This window comes from Flavobacterium sp. CECT 9288, assembly GCF_918731615.1.
GTDB lineage: Bacteria > Bacteroidota > Bacteroidia > Flavobacteriales > Flavobacteriaceae > Flavobacterium.
Map to the genome: position 1 here is coordinate 3,439,739 of NZ_OU957226.1, position 20,122 is coordinate 3,459,860.

Genomic DNA, 20,122 nt, shown 5'->3' on the forward strand with positions numbered 1-20,122 from the left:
AAAAAAAGAGGCACTTGGCCTCTTTTAATTTTTTATTCTTCTTTATCCTGAATATCGGAATGATCAGTTGAACTGTGATTTTCTATTTTATGATTTTTCGATCTGTGATCTTTTTCATTTCTTTTTTTCATCAGTTCACCAACTTGGTTAGAAGCTGAAAATGATGCAATCATATTATTCAACATATCGCTTCCTGCTTGTGGTGAATTTGGTAACAATATTAAATTCGAATTAGTATCGGCACCTATGGCTTGCAATGTATCATAATGTTGAGTCACTACAATAAGCGCTGATGCTTCTTGAGAATTGATACCAACTCTATTCAAGACATCCACACTTTCCACAAGACCTTTTGCAATTTCTCTTCGTTGGTTAGCAATACCTTGTCCTTGTAATCGCTTACTTTCTGCTTCAGCTTCGGCTTTTGCAACAATTCTAATACGTGATGCTTCAGCTTCAAATTCTGCCACGGTTTTTTCTCTATCAGCTGCATTAATACGGTTCATTGCATTTTTAACTTGTATATCTGGATCAATATCAGTGACTAAAGTGTTTATGATTGTGTAACCATAAGTTGTCATGGCCTCATTTAATTCTCTTTTTACGGCAATTGCAATATCATCTTTTCTTTCAAAAACATCGTCTAGTTTTAATTTTGGAACTTCTGCACGAACTACATCAAATACGTAAGATGTAATTTGATCGTGTGGATATTCTAATTTGTAAAAGGCATCATAAACGGTTTCTTTGATAACCATAAATTGCACCGAAACTTTTAGTTTTACAAATACGTTATCTTTAGTTTTAGTTTCAATGATAACATCTAGTTGTTGGATTTTTAAATTTACTCTTCCGGCAATTCTATCTATAATAGGAATTTTGAGTTGTAATCCTGACTGTCTAATGCTTAAGAATTTTCCAAAGCGTTCTATTACTACAGCCGTTTGTTGTTTTACCGTAAAAAATGAGGATAACAAAATGAATAGTCCAAAGACCAAAATTACAATTAATGCAATGTTCATAATAATTTGATTTAGTTTAATTATAAATTTACAAATTATACTTTACAAATTATCGTATTTATCTTTCTTTATTTTGCATAAAAAAACGCCTTAAATTTAAGGCGTTTTATATGTTTTTACAAATTTTCTATTGCTTTGTGAATTCTTGAAATAGTTTCTTCTTTTCCAATTACTTCCACAATATCAAAAAGGTGTGGGCCTTTTAAGGCGCCAACTAAACTTAAACGAAATGGTTGCATAACTTTTCCCATCCCAATTTCGTTTTTCGTCATCCAGTCTTTTACTATGGTTTCGATATTTGCAGATTTGAAATCGTTAATTTCTTCCACTACAGATATTAATTCTTGCATTAAAGCAGGAGTTTCAGCTTTCCAGTTTTTGCTTGCTTTTTCATCATAACTGGTTGGAGCTACAAAAAAGAAATCACTCATTTCCCAAAATTCTGATACAAAATGGGCACGTTCTTTAATCAAGGAAACTATTTTAGTAAGTTTTGTTTCTTTAACATTAAAACCTTTTTCAATTAAAATAGGGGAGAAGGCTTCTGCTAAAGTTGCATCCTCTTGTTTAATTAAATACTGGTGATTGAACCATTTATTTTTTTCAGGATCAAATTTTGCTCCTGATTTGTGAACTCTATTTAAGTCAAATGAGGAGACTAGTTCCTCTAATGAGAATAATTCTTTATCGGTTCCGTCGTTCCAACCTAGTAATGCTAAAAAGTTTAGGACTGCTTCAGGGAAAAATCCTTTTTCTCTGTATCCTGATGAAACCCCTTCTTCTGTTTTCCAATCTAATGGAAATACAGGAAAACCCATTTTATCTCCATCACGTTTTGATAATTTTCCGTTACCAATAGGTTTCATGATTAGCGGTAAATGTGCAAATTGTGGTGCCTCCCAACCAAATGCTCTGTACAATAAAACGTGTAAAGGCATTGAAGGCAACCATTCTTCACCACGTATAACATGCGAAGTTTCCATTAAATGATCATCTACTATATTAGCTAAATGATACGTTGGCATGCCGTCACTTTTAAACAATACTTTATCGTCTAAAAGATTCGATTCAAATTTTACATCACCACGAATAATATCATGTAAATGCAAAGTTTCATTCACTGGGGTTTTAAAACGTATTACATAATGTTCTCCAGCAGCAATTCTTTTTGCAGCTTCTTCACTAGAAATTACTAGAGAAGTATCTAATTTTTCTCTGTTAGTATGGTTGTATATAAACGTTTTTCCTTGTTCTTCTTCTAATTTTCTAGCCGCATCTAATGCATCTGCCGTATCAAATGCATAATACGCATTGCCTGAATTGATCAAATCAGTTGCATATTTTTGGTATATTTCTTTTCTTTCGCTTTGACGGTAAGGTCCAAATTTTTCGTTTTTACCAATGGTTTCATCAGGAGCAATTCCTAACCATTCTAATGCTTCCTTGATATATTCTTCGGCACCAGGAACAAATCGGTTTTGGTCTGTATCTTCAATTCGTAAAAAGAAAACACCATTGTTTTTCTTGGCAAACAAATAATTGAATAATGCGGTACGAACTCCGCCAATATGTAAAGGTCCTGTTGGACTTGGTGCAAAACGCACACGAACTTGTTTAGACATCGATTTTTTTTATTGCAAAGATACAATTCTATACTTTTAATATGCTTTTCTAATTTTGGTATATTATTTAACTTAAATTGATATTCTGCATCAATTAAAATTATTAGTTTTATAGGTTAAATAAATACCAATTTTATGCTTAAAAGTCAGCATGTTATTTACGATAAACTAGAAGCTTTTATTAAAAAGTATTACACCAATGAACTCATTAAAGGATCTCTTTTCTTTATCGGTTTAGGTTTAATTTATTTTTTAGTTACCCTTTTTATTGAATACCTTTTATGGCTTAAACCTAGTTATAGAACTTTTTTATTTGTTCTATTTATCATTGTAGAAGCTTTTTTGTTCTTTCGCTTTATTTTGATTCCTGTTTTTAAGCTTTTTAAATTAAAATCGGGTATTGATTATAAGGAAGCTTCAGCTATAATTGGAACACATTTTTCTGAAGTTCAAGACAAATTGATCAATTTTTTACAGCTATCTCAAGATCAATCTTCAGTATCTTCGGAATTAGTTTTAGCTTCTATCGAACAAAAATCCAATACACTGTCGCCAATTCCTTTTGGGAATGCTATAAATTTTAAAGCTAATTCTAAGTATTATCCTTTAGCTTTAGCACCTTTAGTTTTTGTCTTTCTTATTTATTTCACGGGAAACAGTGCTGTAATTTCTCAAAGTTTAAATCGTGTTGTTAACTTTAGTTCACCTTTTCAGCCACCAGCCCCATTTAAATTTATTATTCTTAACAAGAATTTACAAGTAGAGCAAGGTTCTGATTTTACTTTACGCATGAAAACAGTTGGTAAAGTAGTGCCCGAAAACATAGTCGTTTTCTTAAATGATGAAACTTATTTTATGGAACAGGATGCCCAAGGAGAGTTTTCATTTAAAATTACTAAACCTATTCAGTCCTTATTGTTTCACGTGGAGGCAAATGGAGTTTTATCCCCAGATTATGAATTGAATGTAATTGAAGTTCCCTCTATTGCCGACTTTGAAATGTATTTACAATTTCCGAGTTATCTAAATAAAAAGTCTGAAATTATTAAAGGAACTGGTAATGCTATGGTTCCAGAAGGCACATTGGTTACATGGAAGTTGAACACTTCTAAAACACAATCTGTATCGTTTTTTGAAAATAATCAAAAATCTTTTTTCGTTAAATCGAATAATACTTTCCAATTGTCAAAGCGAATTTCTAGAAATCTGGATTATCAAATTACTATTTCTAATACTGCTGTTACTAACTTTGAGAAGCTTAATTATGAAATTAATACAATAGCAGATCAGTTTCCTTCTATTATGGTATCAAAAGCTCCAGATAGTCTCAATGTTAGTAAGAATTTTGTTATTGGTCAAGTATCTGATGATTACGGACTTTCGAAACTACAAATTGTTTACTATGATCGAAAGAATCCATCTCAGATTAAACGTGGAACTATTGCTATTAAAAAAGCTTCTTTTGATCAGTTTGTTTTTGCCTTTCCAAGCAATCTACCTGTTAGTGAAGGGGTAGATTATGAGTATTATTTTGAAGTATTTGATACTGATGCTTTGCATAATTTCAAAAGTACAAAGTCTTCTATTTTCTCAAATAGGGTAGTAACTGAAGAGGAAAAAGTAGCTGAAGCTTTAGAGTCGCAGTCCCGTAATGTTTCTGGACTTTCTAAATCTTTAAAGCAACAAGACAAGCAATTTTCTTCTTTAGATAAATTTCAGCAACTAGGCAAAGAAAAGGACATTCTTGATTTTAAAGACCAACAAAAATTGGATGATTTTATGCAACGTCAAATGAAGCAAGATGCTGTCATGAAAGAATTCACAAGGAAAATGAATGAAAACCTTTCTCAATTTAAAACGGAAAAGAAAGATGCTTTTAAAGAAGAACTTCAAAAACGTTTAGAGAAAGCCGAGAAAGATTTAGATAAAAATGATAAGTTATTAGACGAATTAAAATCCTTAACTGAAAAAATTCAGAACGATCAATTGTTTTCTAAATTGGAAAAATTCAAACAAAACAGTAAGAATCAAGTTAAGAGTTTGGAACAATTAGTTGAGCTTACTAAAAAATATTACGTAGAAAAGAAAGCGGAACAATTACAAGAACAACTTTCAAAATTAGCTAACAAGCAAGAGAATTTATCTAATGATGATAAACTCAATAAAACGGATAATCAAAAGGAGATTAATGAAGAATTTAATTCTTTAAAGAAAGAACTGGATGCATTGTCTAAAGAGAATAAAGAATTAAAAGCACCTTTATCTTTTCCAAATTCTGATTCTAAAAAGAAAGATGTTGATGAGGAATTGAATAAAGCTATTTCTGAATTATCAAAAAATAATAAAGAAAAAGCTAAATCCAACCAAAAGAACGCATCTAAAAAGATGAAACAAATGGCTCAAGAAATGGCTCAAGAAATGGAGTCTGCTGAACAAGAACAAATGGAGGAGGACGTTGCTATGTTGAGACAAATTTTAGATAATCTGTTATCTTTTTCATTGACTCAGGAAGACCTAATGTATCAGTTTAAAAAATTTAAACCTGGTTCTCCTGCGTTTAATAAAAATATTAAAATCCAACAAGATTTAAAACAACAGTTTAAACATGCTGATGATAGTTTGTTTGCGATGTCACTTAGAAATCCAAAATTTACTGATGACATTACTAAGGAAATTGGAAACGTTTCTTATAATTTAGATAAGTCACTTAGCACTTTCACCGATGCTCAAATTGCAAAAGGACTCTCTCATCAGCAATACACGGTATCGAGTGCTAATAAACTAGCTGATTTTTTAAGTTCTATTTTAAGCAGTATGCAATCACAGATGTCGGGTATGGGTCAAGGTAAGCCTAAACCCGGAAGCAATGATGGAATGCAACTTCCTGATATTATTAAAAAGATGGATGGCTTAGCCGATAAAATGAAAGAAGGTCAAAAGAGTGGCAAAACCCCTAAACCAGGTAGTAGTGGAAAGCCATCTCAATCGGGGTCAAAAGGTGAATCGGGTGAGGGAGAAGCTCAAGACATAATGGACATTTATAAAGAACAACGCCAGTTAAGAGAGTCTCTTCAAAATGAACTTAACAATAAAGGCATTGGAGCTAAGGGTCAGAATGCCTTAGAACAAATGAAAGCTTTAGAAAAGCAGTTACTCAATAAGGGTTTCAATAATGAAAACATGCAACGTATTCTGAATATTAAACAAGAACTACTTAAATTAAAGTCAGCTATTCAAGAACAAGGTGAAGATACTAAAAGACAATCAGAGACCAATCAAAAAGAGTTTAACGGTAGTTCAAATAGGATTCCAGCTGCGTTACTAGATTATTTAAATAGTAAAGAGATTTTAAATAGACAATCCTTACCTTTGCGCTCAAATTTTAACACTAAAGTTCAAGTTTATTTTAATAACAAATGATCAATTTTAATTACGAGTCCACGTTCACATTAGACAACGAAGATAGTTATGCTGCATGGCTTTCTGCTGTGATAGTTTCTGAAAATAGAAAAGAAGGAGAAATAAATTATATTTTTTGTGATGATGAATACCTTCACAAAATTAATCTTGAGTACCTTAATCACGATACACTTACAGATATCATTAGTTTTGATTACTCTGTAGGCAATGAATTGAATGGTGATATTTTTATTTCCATAGAACGTGTTCAAGATAACGCTAACGATTATGAGGTAACTTTTGATCAAGAATTAAAAAGAGTCTTAGCTCATGGTATTCTACATTACTGTGAATACAAAGATAAAAGCGATTCAGAAGCTTTATTAATGAGAAATAAAGAAGACGAAAAGATTGTTATGTTTCACGTGGAACACTAATCTTTTATTAATACCATATCGTTCCACGTGGAACACAACTCTTCTTTTTCGGTTCTTTGTTGAACCGAAAAAAATTAAAGTTTTAAATTAGTTCCACGTGGAACACAAATTTAACGAAGGGTTTATTTAGTTCCACGTGAAACACACACTGAATTTTTAAATTCAATCCGTAAGGATTAAACTTTTATAAAAATGTTTTATCAAGAATATGATGTTATTGTAGTTGGGGCTGGTCATGCTGGTTCTGAGGCCGCCGCTGCCGCTGCTAATTTGGGATCGAAGACGCTTTTGGTTACCATGAGCTTGCAAAACATTGCGCAAATGTCGTGTAATCCTGCAATGGGGGGTATAGCAAAAGGACAAATTGTACGAGAGATTGATGCTCTTGGCGGTTATTCTGGAATTGTTTCAGACAAGACGGCAATTCAGTTTAAGATGCTCAACAAATCAAAAGGACCAGCTATGTGGTCTCCAAGAGTTCAAAGTGATCGAATGCGTTTTGCTGAGGAATGGAGGTTGATGCTTGAAGGAACTCCAAATCTTGATTTTTATCAAGAAATGGTTAGTGGGTTGATTATTGAGAATGGAGTTGTAAAAGGAATTAAAACTTCATTAGGTTTGGAGATTCGTTCAAAATCTGTGGTGCTTACTAATGGTACTTTTTTGAATGGATTGATTCATATTGGTGATAAGCAATTTGGTGGAGGTCGTGCAGGGGAAAGTGCTTCTTATGGAATTACTGAAGATCTTGTTGCGGTTGGTTTTGAATCTGGCCGAATGAAAACAGGAACTCCACCTCGTGTAGATGGACGATCACTTGATTATTCGAAAATGAATGAAGAGAAAGGTGATGCAAAGCCAGATAAGTTTTCTTATTCTGATTTCACTAAACCTTTGGCTTTCCAAAAATCATGTCACATGACGTATACTTCTTTGGATGTTCATGATATTCTTAGAGAAGGTTTTGATCGTTCTCCAATGTTCAACGGTCGTATCAAAAGTTTAGGTCCAAGGTATTGCCCGTCTATTGAAGATAAAATTAATCGTTTTGCTGATAAAGAAAGACACCAGCTTTTTGTGGAGCCTGAAGGTTGGAATACCTGTGAGGTGTATGTGAATGGTTTCTCTACATCATTACCCGAGGATATTCAATTTAAAGCGTTGCGTTCTGTTGTAGGTTTTGAAAACGTAAAGTTTTTTAGACCTGGTTATGCTATAGAGTATGATTATTTTCCGCCAACACAATTGAAGCATACTCTTGAAACGAAATTAGTTTCAGGTTTGTTTTTTGCTGGTCAAATAAATGGAACTACAGGATATGAAGAAGCAGCTGCTCAAGGATTGATGGCTGGTATAAATGCGCATTTGAAGATTAACGAAAAAGCGCCCTTGATTTTAAAAAGAGATGAAGCTTATATTGGGGTTTTGATAGATGACTTGATTACCAAAGGAACTGAGGAACCATACAGAATGTTTACCTCTCGTGCAGAGTACAGAACTTTATTGCGTCAGGACAATGCTGATTTTAGATTAACGCCAATGTCATTTGAAATTGGTCTTGCCTCTGAAGCTCGTTTGCGTAGAATGGAACATAAATTAAAAGAGTCTGAAAAGATGGTTGCTTTTTTTAAAGAGACTAGTATTTCTGTTTCTGAAGCCAATCCTATTTTAGAATCTAAAAATACTGCATTGATTACGCAAGGGGACAAAATGTTTAAAGTTTTCTCTAGACCACAAATTGATTTAGAAGATATCTTAAAATTCGAAAAAGTTACTGCTTATATTGATGAGCACGATTTAGATCAAGAAATTTTAGAACAAGCAGAAATTCAAGTAAAGTATTCTGGTTATATTGAAAAGGAACGAAATAATGCGGATAAGTTGTTGCGACTCGAAGATGTTAAGATTCCTGAGAATTTTGATTATGAAAAAATCAAGTCTATGTCTATTGAAGCCAAACAAAAATTATCCAAAATCAGACCGGTTACTATTTCACAAGCGTCAAGAATTAGTGGTGTATCTCCAAGTGATATTTCTGTATTGTTGATTTATATGGGTCGTTAAGTAAGTGTTCAGTATTCACTAAGCAGTTTTCAGTTTGATCTTTTATCTTTTATTTTATTGCTTTTGAATACTTAATACTAAAAAATGTTCCACGTGAAACTACGGCGTGAAGTCTTGCTGTTATTGATAATTTAGAATAGTATAATTCCAACCCTGAAATCTTTTATAAATGTTTTCAGGGTTTAGTATAAAAACAAAACATAAAGAAGATTTAATTAATGGATATTTCAAACAAAAAGCATTTTTTAACCGTTAAAGATTATTCCGTTTCAAAAGAAACTTTTGAGTTGTATCATGACGAAGATTTGGATATGTTGATTACGTCTCCACAACCTAGTTTGGAAAATTTAGGAAAGTACTACGAAAGCGTAGATTATATTTCACATACTGACAGTAAGCGTTCGTTATTTGAAAAAGCATATCACTTCGTAAAAAACATTGCATTAAAAAATAAGTTAGATTTGATTAATTCCTTTCAACCAAATAAAGGAAGGATTTTGGATATTGGAGCAGGAACAGGAGATTTTTTATCTGTTGCAAAACAAAATGGTTGGCAAACAATAGGAGTAGAGCCTAGTGAAAAAGCTAAAGCAATTGCGAAAAACAAAGGTGTTTCTTTTGTTGAAAAAACAGTAGCATTAGAAAATCATTCTTTTGATGTAATTACCATGTGGCATGTGCTAGAACATGTTCCTAATTTAGAGGAGCAAATTTTAGAACTGAAACGATTGCTTAAGCCAAATGGAACTTTAATTGTTGCCGTTCCTAATTTTAAATCTTTCGATGCAGAACAGTACGGAACCTTTTGGGCAGCTTATGATGTGCCTATTCATTTTTGGCATTTTTCGAAAACAGCTATAAAAATGCTTTTCGAAAAGGAAAGCATGAAATTAGTAAAAGTACTTCCAATGAAATTTGATGCGTTTTATGTGAGCTTGCTATCTGAAAAATACAAAACTGGGAAAATGAATTATTTTTCGGCAATTTATACAGGACTCAAATCAAATTGGTACGGAAAGAAAAATTTAGAGTACTCATCGCACATTTATGTGCTTAAAAACGACCAAAAATCAATTTAAGCGCTTTTAAGGCGCTATTTTGAGTTTAAATACTCTAGAATATCGCTTTTTTTTAATTTTTAATTTAAAATCAATTGTGAGCTTTGTTTTTAATAGGCTAAAATTATTTTTTAAATGAGTGGCATAAGTAAATACTATAGCGATTATAATGACTAATTTTTTAAGTTTTTGTCAATGCTGTCTATTTTTTTATATTTTTGTCACAGTTACTAAAAATTGATTTTCAATCACAACAAAATTTAATAATTACCAATCTCAAATAATAAATAAAATTACTATGAATAAAAAAGCGTTAGTACTTGTTGCTTTAACAATTGCACTTGTATCTTGTAACAAACCAGCAGAAGCAACTAAGGAAGTAAAAACGGCTTATGTTGATACATCTGAATTAATGAAACAATATACCGAGGCTAAAGATCTTGAATCCAAATTCAAATCTAAAGCAGAGGAGAAGGGAAGACAATTAGAAGCTGAAATTAATAGATTTAAGCAAGAAGCAGCAAACTTTCAATCACAAGCTCAAGCTAACGGTCAAGAATGGGCTCAGAAAAAAGGGGCTGAATTGCAAAAAAGAGAACAACAACTAGGTTATGCGCAACAAGCTTTATCACAAGAATTACAAGCTGAAAGTGGTAAAGAAATGGATTCACTAGTAAGCGGTGTAAAGAAATTTATTAAAGCTTACGGTAAAGAAAAAGGGTACGCATACATTTATGGAACTGGCGATGCTGCTACTATTCTATATGCCGAAGATAAATTTGATATAACAAAAGATATCATTAAAGCATTGAACGACAAATACAAAGCTCCTGCAAAAACGGAAGAAAAAGCAGAAGCTAAAAAATAATTACCATCGAGATTCAAAAAATCGCCTTCATCTATAATTAGATTGAAGGCTTTTTTTTGCTTCTTATTTCAAAGCTATCTTTCTTTTTTATATCGGTAAAGAATTCATTTGTAGTAAATCAAAGCTTAATACCTTGTGATTAATCTGGCTTATGTAACTATGCTATTTATCTGTTTACTAATAGATTGATTAAATTTAAAAATTTGTTTCAAATACGAATTTAGATTACTCAGCTTATTTTTAATTGAATTTTCGTTTACTATATTTGCTTTTTATATACACGCCTAATGCAAACTATCTCTGAAGCAGCAGCTTACACCCTTCGGTTTATCAATCAAACGCAACGTTCTATTTTTCTAACAGGAAAAGCTGGTACAGGAAAAACCACTTTACTTAAAGAAATCATTGCTACTACACATAAAAACACAGTAGTCGTTGCACCTACAGGCATTGCTGCCTTAAATGCTGGAGGGGTTACCATTCACTCCATGTTTCAATTGCCTTTTGGAGGTTTTATTCCAGATAATTCAGCGCCACAATTTTCTGATAGTACCAAGTTTGAAACGAAGGCTACTTTGCGTAGGCATTTTAAAATGAGCGGTTTAAAAAAATCGGTCATTCGTAATATGGAGCTTTTAATTATTGATGAAGTAAGTATGTTACGTGCTGATTTACTGGATGCTATAGATTTTATGATGCAAACAGTGCGTTCTAAAAATAGCCCTTTTGGAGGAGTTCAAGTTTTGTACATTGGGGATTTGTTGCAATTGCCACCTGTTATTCGGGATGAGGAATGGAGCACTTTAAGGAATTATTACAAAGGCAAATTTTTCTTTCATTCCCATGTTATTCAGCAGTTTCCACCATTGTATATTGAATTATCAAAAATTTTCCGACAGACAGATGATACTTTTATTTCAGTGTTGAACAATTTGAGAAACAATCAAATCACCGTTCTTGACATTCAAACCTTAAACCAATACGTACAACCTAATTTTGATTTAAAAGCTAACAAGGGTTACATCACTTTAACTACCCACAATCACAAAGCCGATGCCATCAACGCACAAGCGCTTGAGGATCTTGAAGGGAAATTACAGGTATTTCAACCGGAAATCACGGGTGATTTTCCAGATAAAATTTTCCCCGTGGAGCATGATTTGAAATTAAAAGTGGGTTCGCAAATTATGTTTGTCAAAAATGATTTGTCATTTGATAAACATTATTTCAACGGGAAGATGGGTGTGGTACAATCTCTCGCGCCCAGAGAAATTGTAATTTTATTTCCTGAAGAAAACAAAACCATCGAGGTTGAAAAATACGAATGGCAAAACATACGGTACACCGTAAATGCCACAACAAAGGAAATAGAAGAAGAGGTTTTAGGCACTTTTGTGCATTACCCGATCAAATTAGCGTGGGCGATAACCGTTCATAAAAGTCAAGGACTTACTTTTGAGAAAGCAGCGCTAGATGTATCGCAAGTTTTTTTGCCTGGGCAGGCTTATGTAGCATTATCACGTTTACGTTCCTTAAATGGGCTTATTTTGCTTTCTCCGCTACGTATGAATGGTATTTCAAACGATCAAGATGTAATGGACTATTCTTTGAACAAAGCTTCGGATACTGTTTTAGAAAACGCCTTGCACTTTGAAACTAAGAATTTCATTCATCAATACTTAGTTAACAGTTTTAATTGGAATGATTTAGCGCAACAATGGCGCAACCACAAGTTTAGCTATACTGAAAACCCAGAAAGTACTGGCAAATCAAAACACGCGCTTTGGGCCAAAAAACAAATGGAAATTGTTGAGCAATTACTTGAACCTTCTACCAAATTCATAAATCAATTAAATAAACTTTTTGCTCCAGAAACGGTAGATCTAAACCATGTAGCAACTCGAGTGCAAGCAGCATTTTCTTATTTTTTTAAGCCAATGGACGACTTGGTATTTGAAATCCTTTGGAAAATAGAAGAGATAAAGCGAATCAAGAAAGTAAAAGCCTATTATGAAGAGTTGGTTTTGCTAGAGGAATTTCAAACAAAAGCTGTACTTCGTTTAATGAAAGCCCAACTTTTAATTGAAACAGTGGTTGCAGGCGAATCCATTTCTAAAGAAAAATTAACTTCAGACGAAATCCAAAAATACATTACTAGAAAAACGGATGCCATTCAAAAACAGTTCAAAGAATTGAATGTTACTTTAATTGAAGATGAGCAAGATGTGCAGCGTTACACCAAAAAGAAAAATAAAACAGCTGTTGTAAAGAAATCTACCTATCAAGAAACGTATGAGCTGTGGGTAGAAAAGAAAAGCATACCAGAAATTGCAGCATTGCGAGTACTTACGGTAAATACTATCTATTCTCATTTTGTTAAGTTGATTCAAACCAAGGCGGTTTCTATTAAAGAGGTTTTATCAGAGCAAACACTTCAAGATCTTGAGCAAGCTTTTGCGGGATACAAAGAGGAATCTTTAAATGCTTTAATGGAAGAAAACGGCCAAAAATTTTCATGGGAAGAAGCGCGCATGTTTAAAGCGAGCTTGAATTAAGGTTTTTTGATTTAAGGCGAATAGTTTGATACTCTTTTGATTCTGAATTAATATCTTTAAAAAGAACGTTTATAAGTAGCCTAAAGTAAGTAATACGCCTTGAGGTAACCATAACATAGCCCAGATAGAAGTGAAAATCCTTATGCGCCGGGTTTTGGCGTATAAGATTGTAACGGATAGCTGGAATTGCTTCTCAAAAAAATCCCCAGGAATAAAATTTTGGACGCTCTGAATTCACCTGCAAGAGCATTTATTTAATAAGAAAAATACCCTTTTAAATCTCCATTCATTTTATAGTATCATAAATACACGTAAAAATACGCAGTTACCGTTGTGATAATTGTTTTAGTTTTGAGTGCCCATAAACCAAATTAAATTTTTGGTGTGTTCTTAAATTAGGCGAAAGAGATTGATATATCAAACTAAAATTAGGAATGATTCAGTAAATAGTGGCCATCTAGCAGTCAACAAAAGGCAATATGATTTGCTAAATCGTTCGCTAGTTTGGTTCAAAAACTGTAATAGAAACTATCAATTAAACTAAAAATAACTATGACAACATTTACAAGAGCGAATGCATGGAACAACGGAGGTACCTTTGAGAATTTAGATCTTTTGTGGTATGCAAGAGCAGTAGGGGCAATGAAATTGAAACCAATTAGTAATCCTACAAGTTGGTGGTTCTACGCCGCTATTCATGGAGAATATCTAACGAGTGATTTTGGTACAGATTCAGCACCATCTGGTTATCCTAATTGGACTAAAATCAGTTCAATACCAGAATCAGCAAAACTTGGTACATTGCCAGATCAAAATTTTATTAGTTTGTTTTGGAATCAATGTCAGCATGGAACGTGGTTTTTTCCTCCATGGCATAGAGGGTATTTAGTAGCTCTTGAAAATCTTCTTAGAGATACAATTGTTCAGTTAGGAGGACCAAGCGATTGGGCCTTACCGTATTGGAATTACATGAGTCAATCCCTAACTTTTGAAGAAAACTATATTCCTCCAGCATTTACTGCTATAGAGTTGCCAGATGGTACTGCAAATCCTTTGTATGTACCAGAACGATATGGAGTTACGGGTAACCCTACGAACGGTATATTTTTAATAGTGGGAACGGGTTTGACTAATTCTATTAATGATGAATGTCAGTGGGATACTTTATACAGTAGCGGTGCTGATTCACAGGAAGATCCACAAACACCTACTGACCAAGAAGGCATAACTATTTTTGGCGATCATTATGGTGGTGCACAAACAGGTTTTAGTCATAGCAATGGTGGTTTTGGAGATTTAGAAATGAATCCTCATAATTTTGTGCACGGTATGGTTGGAGGATTAAATTCAGAATTTTGGTCTTTTTCAGGTACTAATTTTACGGTGCAAGCAAACCAACCTTGGCAATCTACAGGAATAAATATTGTGCAAGGAAGTTCCACAGTTGTAGTGTCCTTTGTGAGTGGAGCTTGGACTGCAGATCCAAATGATAATGGCGGTAAATTATATGATGCTAATGGTTCTCCAGATATTGTTGTTCCAGTTAATCAACCGCTGTATCCAATGGTTAATGTAGCCATGGGAGCTTTAGTTGGGAGAGTAAATGGCGGAACCCCTTTTTTAATAGGAGATGGAGCTATTGTACCAAATGGAAGTAGTGGTTTATTAGAGGTTTGTATAAATGACGATTTAACGGGTGCATATGGTGCTGGTTTAACAGATAATACCGGTGCTGTTAAAATTAGTCTTACTAGCACTCCAAGTGAGGAATATGAAGGCTTAATGGCTGATCCAGGTTTAGCAGGTTTAGACCCTATTTTCTTTCTACATCATGCCAATATTGATCGTATGTGGGCTGCTTGGAATGAGACTGGAAAAAATGAAAACCCTAAGGACTTAAATTGGTTACATGGACCTAGAGCGCAGGGGAATTCTCAATTTGCTATGCCACTGGACTCAAGTGGAAAATCATGGTACTACACACCTGAAGATGTTAATAGCACTACTGATTTAAAGTATTACAATCAAGCCCTTTACTCCTATACTTATGATGACCTTTCCTTAACTTCATACAGTAAAGTACCTCCAGCTACCGCAGTTGAAAAATCCGTTTTGCGTTTATCTAAACTTGGAGTTACTGTAAATCCTAATGATCATCCTATGCCTTCAAAAAGTAATGCTGAGCTAGTTGGCGCAAGTAGCAATTCTATTAAATTGAATAGTGGTACAACTCAAGCAAGTGTGGCTCTTGATGCGAGTGCATGGAAAACAGTCTCTAAGAGCTTACTTAAAGCATCTTTAAGCGAAATGCCTGATGAAGTTTATCTTTTATTAGAGAATGTAACAGGGACTAATAATGCTAATTTTTTATCCGTATTTGTAAACGGAACCTTAGTAAAAACAGTTTCACTTTTTGGTATTCGAATGGCATCCATGAAAAATACTGCTCACGGAGGTTCTGGTCTTACTTTTAAATTTAATATTACGAGTATTGTTGATGATCTGCATCTTGCTAACAATCTCACTTTGGAAGCGCTCCATGTCGAGATAAAAACATCAAATCCTTTGCCTAATAATAGTGAAATTACTGTAGGCAGGATAGGAATTTACCGTTCTGGCAAATAAACCAAAAAAGGACAGTATGAAACTATCAAAATACAGTAAAATAAGCATTAACTTTATAATTATAAGCATCAGTTTACTTGTTTGGGTGCTGCTATTAGTTAATCCTGGGAATATTATGACTATGGAACATTGTCATGTTTCTGCATCTGGTCCTTCCGCTGGATCCTTAAAAATGTTATTAGAAATGAATCCATTTTCTTCCCAGCTATTAGGCTGGGGGTTAATGGTTGTGGCTATGATGTTACCTAAATTAATCGTACCTATACAACTTATTTATATACAAAGCCTTAAGCGGAATCGTTTTTTAAATGCTTTGTTATTTGTTTTAGGATATGTACTAATTTGGATGGTAACAGGTGTATTCATGATTGCAATAATCATGATGTTAAATTTGTTACTTCCTATGTCTTATTTACCGGCATTGGGCTTTATGATTGTAGCTATAATTTGGCAATTTTCACCTATAAAACAGCAATGTTTGAACCGAGGTCACGAACATTGGACACTTTCAGCCTTTGGATGGGCAGCAAAACGAGATGCATTTGTTTACGGAATCTACCATGGTTTATGGTGCGTAGGAGCAGGCTGGGTCTTAATGTTGTTTCCTATGTTATTGCCTACGGGTCATAATTTAGCCATGATTGTGGTTACAATTATAATGATTAGTGAGCACATGGAACACCCGCAATTGCCCCGCTGGAACTTTAGTTTGCGTTTGAAATTGATAAAAATCTTGATTGCTCAAACTAGAATTAAAGTACAGCAACTTGTAACGGTATAATAAACAATTTAATATTGAATTCAGGTGGTTAAGGACAAAGAGTAAATTTAATTTTAAAAAAAATCCCCTAAATATATTTTACTATTTAGGGGATTTAATATTATTGATAAAGTGTAAGTTAAAGCGATTCAATCAAAATCCAAGCATCAGGATTGTGCGAATTGTTGATTTCTTTTTTAGCTTTTTCAGCTTCTGCAAATGTGGCATAACTTCCGTATAAAACAGGGTAATATCCATTTTTATTGGGAGCAATACGTCTAGCAGGAAACCCTAACTTTTTAAGATTTTTTAAACTAGCATTAGCATTATGTTGATCTCTATACACTCCAGCCATAATGTGGTAAGGAAGGGTAGCTTTTTCTGAAGATTTTACAGTCAAAGTTACTGCAGGTATAGGATTTTCAATAATAAAAGTAGCTTCTTGAATCTTATTTTGAACTTGTTTTTGTACCGCAGTTTTAACCAATAAGGTTTGTGATGCTACTTGGTTTTCATACATAGGGTAACCCACACTACCTACAAGTCCTAAACCTAGTACAAAAACCGCTGCATATTTTAAGTATGGAGAAATAGTTCTAGGTTCTGTTGGTATAAAGGTAATCGTTTGAGTACTGTCTTCAGAACTGAACACTTCTTCTTCAACTAGTCTTTTTACTTCGGGAGAAACAAATGCAGCTAGACCAAAAGAACTAGTCAAGTAATTGGTTTGGTCAAATGGGGTAAACACTATATTGTTTTCTGCATTCAAACGTAAGTCACCTATGTTATTAAGAGTCAAATATTTATTTTCTTCTAATGATTTTTTCCATTTGAATACTTCATATTGTATAGCGCCCACGGCATAATCATAAGATTTTTTCTCAGCTAGCGCAATATGATTCGCTAGTAAGCCATCATTATTTTTTAAATTTGCATTAAATGCTATTTTTTTGGTAGGCGGAGAAAAAGAATGAGAACCTTGCTCAAGTTTCGCAGATTGAATTTCAGTCAAAAATGCCCCTAAACCAGGAACAGTTACACATTGATAACGGTATAAAAGCTGAGCGATGTAAATTTCGATTTTCATAGTAGCAAAGTTATACAATGAAAATAGTTATCAAAATTTTATTCACAATTTTTATTAACAATTCCCCCAAAAATTTATACTTTTCACTTTCAAATATTTAGCATGAACGAACAGGATTTATTTTATATTTTAGCTCTGCAACGTGTAGAGGGAGTAGGGGACATTATGGCCAAGAAATTACTATCACATTGTGGTTCTGCCGAAGAAGTATTTAAAACAAAAACTACCCAACTCGCTGCCATTGATGGTGTTGGAGCTACGCTATTAAAAAACCTTAAAGACAAATCAGTATTTGAAAAGGCAAATCAAGAATTAGCATTCCTAAAAGCCAATGCCATTAAAACAACCAGTTTTTTAGATCAAGATTATCCAGAAAGACTCAAACATTGCTTTGACGGACCCTTATTATTGTTTCAATCTGGAAATATAGACTTAAAAAATAAAAAAATAATTAGCATAGTAGGTACTCGCCAAATTACTGCATACGGTATTGAATTTTGCAGAAAATTTATCTCAGATTTGGCTCCTCTTAATCCAATAATCGTGAGTGGTTTTGCCTATGGAGTTGATATCGTGGCCCATCAACTTGCCATAGAATTTCAGTTGCAAACCATAGGCGTTGTAGCTCATGGATTGAACCAAATTTATCCCAAAACCCATAAAAAATACGTAGCTGCAGTTGAACAAAACGGAGGTTTTATGACCGAATTTTGGAGTACTACCAACCCAGACAAAGAAAACTTTGTGCGCAGAAACCGCATTGTTGCAGGGATGTCTGAGGCAACTATTGTTATTGAATCAGCAGATAGAGGTGGCTCTTTGATTACGGCCAATATGGCCAATGATTATAACCGAGACGTATTTGCAGTTCCCGGCCGTGTTACCGATAAATACAGCCAAGGCTGCAACAACCTCATTAAAACCCAAAAAGCAAATGTACTCACTAGCGCCGCTGATTTGGTGTATATCTTAAATTGGGATATTCAGCAGGATTCTAAACCCGTACAAAAGCAATTGTTTGTAACGCTTGATGATGACGAACAAAAAGTATACGATTACCTCCTAAAAACAGGAAAAGAATTGATGGACATTATTGCATTACACTGTGATTTCCCTATTTACAAAATATCAGGAATGCTCTTAAATATGGAGCTAAAAGGCGTTATAAGGCCATTACCCGGCAAATTATTCGAAGCAATATAAATCTTGTCAATCGAGTGTTTTTTTATTCAAACAGCGCCTTAAAACGGTGTCAAATCCTTTAAAGGTTATTCCCGATGCCTGTCCATCGGACATATTTGTGTGTTTTTCTAGGAGCAGCATATTTTTGGCCAGCACACGAGTTGTCCCGCTGTATGCTTCAATCTTTATTACGATTCGGGTAAAAAACCCTCACGAAATAAAGGATTTCCACTTCCATCGGGGCTAGGGGAGAACGTTTTGTTTTCAGTACAAAAAAATAGTGCCATCGTATTGCAATACTTCAATTTGAATAAGCCATGTTGAAAACTTTACGTTTTGTTTAGACCTAACAGGTTTTTAAAACCTGTTGGGTCTAAGTCCTTATATAACATTGAATTTTAAAAATAAAAGACGTTTTTCACCTTTGCGCTTGTTTCAAAGAGTGCCTATTTCAGTTAAAAGTTTAATCGTAGCAATTGCAATAAGGCCCTTTAAATTTTGTAGCTATAGTGAAAGGAGATACAACCGCTATCTAACCTAGTAATTTAGTACATAATTTATTGATAGAGTGAATGATCCACTTTGTAAGCATTATGATTTTTTATAAGCTAATTAATTAAGTACTCGTTGCAAACGACAGTGTGATTATGGAAATCTTAAAAGTGAGGAGTAAAAGTATATTTTTATTTGTGTAAAATAAAAAGCCCCATTTTCTTTTTACAGAAAACGGGGCTATTTTACTAAAATTGGAAAGTGTTAATTGGTTTTAAATTTCCAAATTTGTCCAGTAGTTTCTCCACCTTTGTTGTCTTTGACCACTATTTTCCAATGATATTCTTTGCTAGATTCTAAGGTAATATCAAATGATTTTGAAGTACTATTTTCCTTGATTTTTGTAGTAGGATTTGCACTAGTTCCAAAATAGATGTCATACGTTAATACATCAGTAGCATCAACATCAGTAGCGTTCCATTTTAATGTAGTGGTTGAAGTATTCAATACCACATTTTGAGTAGGTGCAACTAAATCAGGCACAAACGGAAGGTGGTTAATTACAGCATCTCCTGAGGTGTAAAACTTGTAAGTTGAGGAATACGCACTAGAGAGACCTTTACTATCTGTAGATTTAACTCTCCAGTAATACGCCGTATTTTTTTCCAGATCAATGCTCTTAGTTAAGCCTTGAATATCTTCAGTTTTTACTATTTGAGTGAACTGATTGTCTTTGGCTACTTGCAATTGATAGGTAATAACATCGTTATTAACATCGGTTGCTGGTTTCCATTCAAACACAACCGAGGTGTTTAAGCAAAGTTTATTGTCGTCTGGTGCAGTTAAACCAGGAGTAGTTGGAGCCGAATTTTTAACTTCTGGTTCGTCACCACCGCTACTACAAGCAGCAATCATAAGTCCTGCTATGGATAGATATAGAAAACGTTTCAT

General features: G+C 33.7%; 13 protein-coding genes. 9 read left to right on the top strand and 4 right to left on the bottom strand.

Features of this window, described 5'->3' with window-relative positions; all coding sequences use genetic code 11:
* Positions 1-32: 32 nt before the first annotated feature.
* Positions 33-1,022, bottom strand: coding sequence for an SPFH domain-containing protein (locus tag LQ189_RS15255; protein WP_230158357.1), 990 nt, complete (start codon positions 1,020-1,022; stop codon positions 33-35).
* A gap of 116 nt (positions 1,023-1,138) precedes the next feature.
* Complete coding sequence (gene gltX / locus LQ189_RS15260) at positions 1,139-2,644, bottom strand: glutamate--tRNA ligase (protein ID WP_230158359.1); 1,506 nt, start codon at positions 2,642-2,644, stop codon at positions 1,139-1,141.
* Between the two features lie 135 nt (positions 2,645-2,779).
* On the opposite strand from gltX, the gene LQ189_RS15265 reads away from it, so the two are divergent.
* From LQ189_RS15265 to LQ189_RS15300, 8 genes are all read left to right on the top strand, one after another.
* On the top strand, positions 2,780-6,064 hold the full coding sequence (locus LQ189_RS15265; RefSeq protein ID WP_230158362.1) for a DUF4175 family protein: 3,285 nt from the start codon (positions 2,780-2,782) through the stop codon (positions 6,062-6,064).
* Positions 6,061-6,480 (top strand): rRNA maturation RNase YbeY, encoded by a 420-nt coding sequence (gene ybeY, locus LQ189_RS15270; RefSeq protein WP_230158364.1) that lies wholly within the window; start codon positions 6,061-6,063, stop codon positions 6,478-6,480. Before LQ189_RS15265 ends, ybeY begins: the two co-directional genes overlap by 4 nt.
* A 192-nt stretch (positions 6,481-6,672) precedes the next feature.
* Positions 6,673-8,544 (top strand): tRNA uridine-5-carboxymethylaminomethyl(34) synthesis enzyme MnmG, encoded by a 1,872-nt coding sequence (gene mnmG, locus LQ189_RS15275; RefSeq protein WP_230158365.1) that lies wholly within the window; start codon positions 6,673-6,675, stop codon positions 8,542-8,544.
* 218 nt (positions 8,545-8,762) lie between these two features.
* Positions 8,763-9,623, top strand: a complete 861-nt coding sequence (locus LQ189_RS15280; RefSeq protein WP_230158366.1) for a bifunctional 2-polyprenyl-6-hydroxyphenol methylase/3-demethylubiquinol 3-O-methyltransferase UbiG — start codon at positions 8,763-8,765, stop codon at positions 9,621-9,623.
* 277 nt (positions 9,624-9,900) lie between these two features.
* The gene (locus tag LQ189_RS15285; protein ID WP_230158367.1) at positions 9,901-10,470 is read left to right on the top strand and encodes an OmpH family outer membrane protein; all 570 of its coding nucleotides are present in this window, start codon (positions 9,901-9,903) and stop codon (positions 10,468-10,470) included.
* Between the two features lie 287 nt (positions 10,471-10,757).
* A complete protein-coding gene (locus LQ189_RS15290; RefSeq protein ID WP_230158368.1) occupies positions 10,758-13,025 on the top strand; it encodes a helix-turn-helix domain-containing protein in 2,268 nt (755 codons plus the stop codon).
* Between the two features lie 552 nt (positions 13,026-13,577).
* Positions 13,578-15,650, top strand: a complete 2,073-nt coding sequence (locus tag LQ189_RS15295; RefSeq protein WP_230158369.1) for a tyrosinase family protein — start codon at positions 13,578-13,580, stop codon at positions 15,648-15,650.
* 16 nt (positions 15,651-15,666) lie between these two features.
* Positions 15,667-16,431, top strand: a complete 765-nt coding sequence (locus LQ189_RS15300) for a DUF2182 domain-containing protein (RefSeq protein WP_230158370.1) — start codon at positions 15,667-15,669, stop codon at positions 16,429-16,431.
* A gap of 118 nt (positions 16,432-16,549) precedes the next feature.
* On the opposite strand, the gene LQ189_RS15305 is transcribed toward LQ189_RS15300, so the two are convergent.
* Positions 16,550-17,497 (bottom strand): SPOR domain-containing protein, encoded by a 948-nt coding sequence (locus LQ189_RS15305; protein WP_230158371.1) that lies wholly within the window; start codon positions 17,495-17,497, stop codon positions 16,550-16,552.
* A 102-nt stretch (positions 17,498-17,599) separates the two neighbouring features.
* Here LQ189_RS15305 and dprA point away from each other — a divergent pair, with 102 nt between their 5' ends.
* The gene (gene dprA, locus LQ189_RS15310; protein WP_086453532.1) at positions 17,600-18,700 is read left to right on the top strand and encodes a DNA-processing protein DprA; all 1,101 of its coding nucleotides are present in this window, start codon (positions 17,600-17,602) and stop codon (positions 18,698-18,700) included.
* 735 nt (positions 18,701-19,435) lie between these two features.
* On the opposite strand, the gene LQ189_RS15315 is transcribed toward dprA, so the two are convergent.
* On the bottom strand, positions 19,436-20,122 hold the full coding sequence (locus LQ189_RS15315) for a fibronectin type III domain-containing protein (protein ID WP_230158373.1): 687 nt from the start codon (positions 20,120-20,122) through the stop codon (positions 19,436-19,438).